General features: G+C 61.3%; 3 protein-coding genes and 1 pseudogene. All 4 read right to left on the reverse strand.

The window, feature by feature from the left end; genetic code table 11:
- Positions 1–877: acetyl-CoA C-acyltransferase (locus ACFFAR_RS26730; RefSeq protein ID WP_375508776.1), on the reverse strand; the 877-nt coding region annotated here is incomplete at its 3' end.
- A 21-nt stretch (positions 878–898) separates the two neighbouring features.
- Positions 899–2,290: a 30S ribosomal protein S12 methylthiotransferase RimO gene (gene rimO / locus ACFFAR_RS26735; protein WP_061999516.1), complete on the reverse strand. Its 1,392-nt coding sequence runs from the start codon at positions 2,288–2,290 to the stop codon at positions 899–901.
- A 264-nt stretch (positions 2,291–2,554) separates the two neighbouring features.
- Positions 2,555–3,574, reverse strand: a complete 1,020-nt coding sequence (locus ACFFAR_RS26740) for a tRNA dihydrouridine synthase (protein WP_375508777.1) — start codon at positions 3,572–3,574, stop codon at positions 2,555–2,557.
- Between the two features lie 347 nt (positions 3,575–3,921).
- A pseudogene (locus tag ACFFAR_RS26745) lies at positions 3,922–4,047 on the reverse strand (polyhydroxyalkanoate synthesis repressor PhaR); the annotation flags it as partial.

The following is a 4,047-nucleotide window of genomic DNA, read 5'->3' on the forward strand; positions in this document are numbered from 1 at the left end:
TGCCCATGTATTTCGGATCGACGCCCGCATGCGCATACGAGACCAGACGTGCAAGCGGCTTGAGGCCGCGCTTCTCGGCCTCATTGCGTTCCATCAACACGACGGCAGCGGCGGCATCGTTGATACCCGATGCATTGCCCGCCGTCACCGTGCCGTTTTCTTTCGCGAACACCGGCTTGAGCTTCGAGAAGTCTGCGAGCGTTGCATTCATGCGGACGTGTTCGTCGGTATCGAAGACGATCTCACCCTTCTTCGACGCCTGCGTCACCGCAAGGATCTGCTCCTTGAAATAGCCGCCTTCGATGGCCCGCGCCGCCCGCCTGTGGGACTCCACCGCAAGCTCATCCTGCATCTCGCGCGAAATGCCGTACTTCGCCGCGACGTTTTCAGCGGTCACGCCCATGTGGATGGAATCGAAGGGATCGTGGAGCGCGCCGAGCATCATGTCGACGAGACGGGCGTCGCCCATGCGCTGGCCGAACCGCGCAGCGGGCGCGAGATACGGCGCACGGCTCATGCTCTCCGCGCCGCCGCCGATGGCGATATCGGTATCGCCCAGCAAGATGGATTGCGCGGCGGAAACAATGGCCTGCAATCCCGATCCGCACAGCCGGTTGACGGTCAACGCCGGTGCGTGTTGCGTGACGCCGCCGTTCAACGCGGCGACGCGCGCCAGGTACATGTCCTTCGGCTCGGTCTGGATCACGTTGCCGAACACGACATGGCCGACGTCATCGCCGGACAGATCCGCCCGCGATAAAACCTCGCGCACCACGCGTGCGCCAAGATCGGTCGGGCTGAAGTCCTTCAGCGCACCGCCGAAATCGCCGATTGCAGTCCGTACTCCACTGACCACCACCACTTCACGCTGCGTCATGAAAGCTCCTTTGTCCCGTTGTTAAACTTCGCCCCACAGGTCGTGGCCATCGGCGCCAGTGATTTTTACCGACACGAAGTCGCCCGCTTTATATCGTTTGGACGCTTTTTTCGCCGGTTCGATATACACCACGCCATCGATCTCGGGCGCATCCGCCGCAGTACGTCCGACGCCGCCTTCGGCGCTGAGTTCATCGACCAGCACTTTCAGCGTCTTGCCCACCTTGCGCTTCATGCGTTCCGCCGATAATTCCTCGGCCAGTTCCATGAACCGCGCACGGCGTTCCTCGCGGACTTCGTCGGGCAGCGCGCCGTCGAGATCATTCGCCGTCGCGCCTTCGACCGGCGAATACGCGAAGCAGCCGACCCGATCCAGATCAGCGATACGAATGAAGTCCAGCAGCGTCTGGAACTGCTCTTCCGTCTCGCCCGGGAATCCCGCAATGAACGTGCTGCGGATCGTGAGGTCCGGGCACATTGCGCGCCACTTCTGCACGCGTTCGAGCACTTTCTCGGCGTTCGCCGGGCGCTTCATGCGCTTGAGCACTTCGGGATGTGCATGCTGGAACGGAACGTCGAGGTACGGCAGCACGTGCCCTTTCAGTGGTCCCTCCGCCATCAAAGGAATCACTTCGTCCACGCTCGGATACGGATACACGTAATGCAGGCGGACCCACGCGCCATATTGCGCCGCGAGTTCGCCCAGCGCGCCGACGAGGTCCGTCATGCGTGTCTTGACCGGCTTGCCGTTCCAGAAGCCGGTACGGTATTTGACATCGACGCCATAAGCGCTCGTGTCCTGCGAAATCACGAGCAGTTCCTTGACGCCGGATTTGAAAAGGTTTTCCGCTTCGAGCATCACGTCGGCGATGGGACGCGAGATCAGGTCGCCGCGCATCGACGGGATGATGCAGAACGTGCAGCGGTGATTGCACCCTTCCGATATCTTCAGGTACGCGTAATGGCGAGGCGTGAGCTTGATCCCGGCCGGCGGCACCAGATCGATGAACGGATCGTGCGGCTTGGGCAAGTGCTGATGCACGTGGATCATGACTTCGGCCGTCGCGTGCGGACCGGTCACGGCCAGCACTTTCGGATGCACTTCCTCGATCAGGCCCGTGCCGCTCGCGCTCTTTTTCGCGCCGAGACAACCGGTCACGATCACTTTGCCGTTTTCATGCAGCGCTTCACCGATGGCGTCGAGGCTTTCCTGCACGGCTTCATCGATAAAACCGCACGTGTTCACCACGACGAGATCGGCGCCATCGTAGGAGCTGGAAATCTCGTAACCTTCGGCGCGCAGTTGCGTGATGATTTGCTCGGAGTCGACCAAAGCCTTGGGGCAGCCGAGGCTGACAAAGCCGACTTTAGGCGCCGAATGAGCCTTAGCCGTTGTTTCTAAATGATTTTTCACGGGACTTCCAGATGTGGGGCAGGCCGGGACCGCAACTCGAGTCAAGCGGTTTAGGCCAATCCGATATTTTACCCGCAGACGAGCGCGTGTACGTTCGACGAGATCGAACCGGTGAGAATGACGGCGGTATGCGCAAGCTTTTGCGGGATGGACGGCCGAGCTTGCGTCTCACTGTTTGAGACGGTCAGCCAAGTGGCTTGATCTCAAAGGGGCCGTATCCTGCCGTATCCTGTTATGTCATCGCGCCTGGTGTAGCGCGGCCGGTCAAGTAGCGAGGCATACCGGATCGCACAAGCCGAGGGTCGCACGCTGACCGACCGGTGTTGCATCGTCGAATCCCATAGCGCGCTCGATCACTTCAAGAATGTCATACGCATCATGCAGGCGCCGAATTGCTGCGTGCAGCTCGGCAGCCTGTGGCCAGGTCCGCTTGAGATAGCCGAGCCACATCTTGACGCGGCCGTGCTCATGACGGGATGCAACCCGGAACTGCAGTTTTCTAAGGTAATCGGCAATTTGACCCAGCACGGCCGGCCATTCGTCGTCGGAAGGCGTCCGGTCCATCAGTCCGCGGATGCGCAAAGCCAGGAACGGGTCCGAGACAGCGCCCCGCCCGATCATCACGTCCGTGCATCCGCTGACCGCACGGCACGCCTCCCAGTCGGCTACGGTCCAGACTTCTCCGTTGGCTACGACCGGTACGTCCACGGCGGCGTCGATACGCGCGATCCATTCCCAGTGCGCCGGCGGCCGATAACCATGGTCCCGCGTTCTGGCATGCACCACGAGGGAGGCAGCGCCGCCCTCCGCCAGCGCCGTGGCGCATTCGATCGCGAGCGAAGTATCGGAGACGCCAAGCCGCATTTTTGCCGTCACGGCAATGCTGCGAGGGACTGCTGCACGAACGGACGAAACAATCCGGTGCAACTGTTCAGGGTGCGCCAGAAGCATCGCGCCGCCACCGTGCCGGTTGACGATCTTTGCGGGACAGCCGAAGTTCAGATCGATGCCATGAGGCGACAGACTGGCCGCCGTAGCCGCATTCAACGCCATCCATTCAGGATCGCTGCCGAGCAACTGGATCACCATCGGCGTGCCGTTGGGTGTTCGGCCTCCGTGGAGGACTTCAGGCGTCTCTCTCTCGTAGACACCCCGGGGAAGCACCGACCCCGTCACCCTGATGAATTCGGATACGCAGCCGTCGAATCCGCCGGTGCTGGTCAGCACATCGCGCAGCACGTAGTCTGCGAGCCCTTCCATGGGCGCAAGAAGCAGCCGGCTCATGCGAAAGCCTCGCCTAAGCAGCGTCTGCGAATTTTACAGGCGTCCAAGTGAACTCAACCCCACCTTGGGCACAGCGGGATTAGCGATCAGGGACATTTTTTACTCTGGTGTTGTAAGTGACGTATGACTTGCGGCAAGCCGGTCTGGCACGAAGCTGACGGGCCGGGCAGCGCGCGCGCTGCCGCTGGCGTCACCACTGGAAAAGCAGGACGAAAGACGCTCGGAAGAGAAAGACCCAGCGCGGCTTTCGCCACAAGGCGACTGTTCGCCCAGGCGCCGCACCGCAAACCGTTATTCTACTGTGAGCCAGGATTGGCTCACGGACGGCGTCAACCCGTCGGGTTCTGTTACTTCTTCTCCCCCGTCCCACTCGCGCCCGGCGGATTCGGAAACGGAAACGTGCTGAACATCGATTTCGCCTGGTTTTGCATCTGCTCCTGCATCTGCACGAACAGGCTTTTGCTCTGGTCGAT

Source organism: uncultured Caballeronia sp., from assembly GCF_964243625.1.
In the GTDB taxonomy this organism is placed as follows: domain Bacteria; phylum Pseudomonadota; class Gammaproteobacteria; order Burkholderiales; family Burkholderiaceae; genus Caballeronia.

What these genes read in the sequence shown, in the direction of transcription:
- ACFFAR_RS26740 (WP_375508777.1), bottom strand. Translation starts at nt 3,574, where the DNA reads ATGAGCCGGCTGCTTCTTGCGCCCATGGAAGGGCTCGCAGACTACGTG.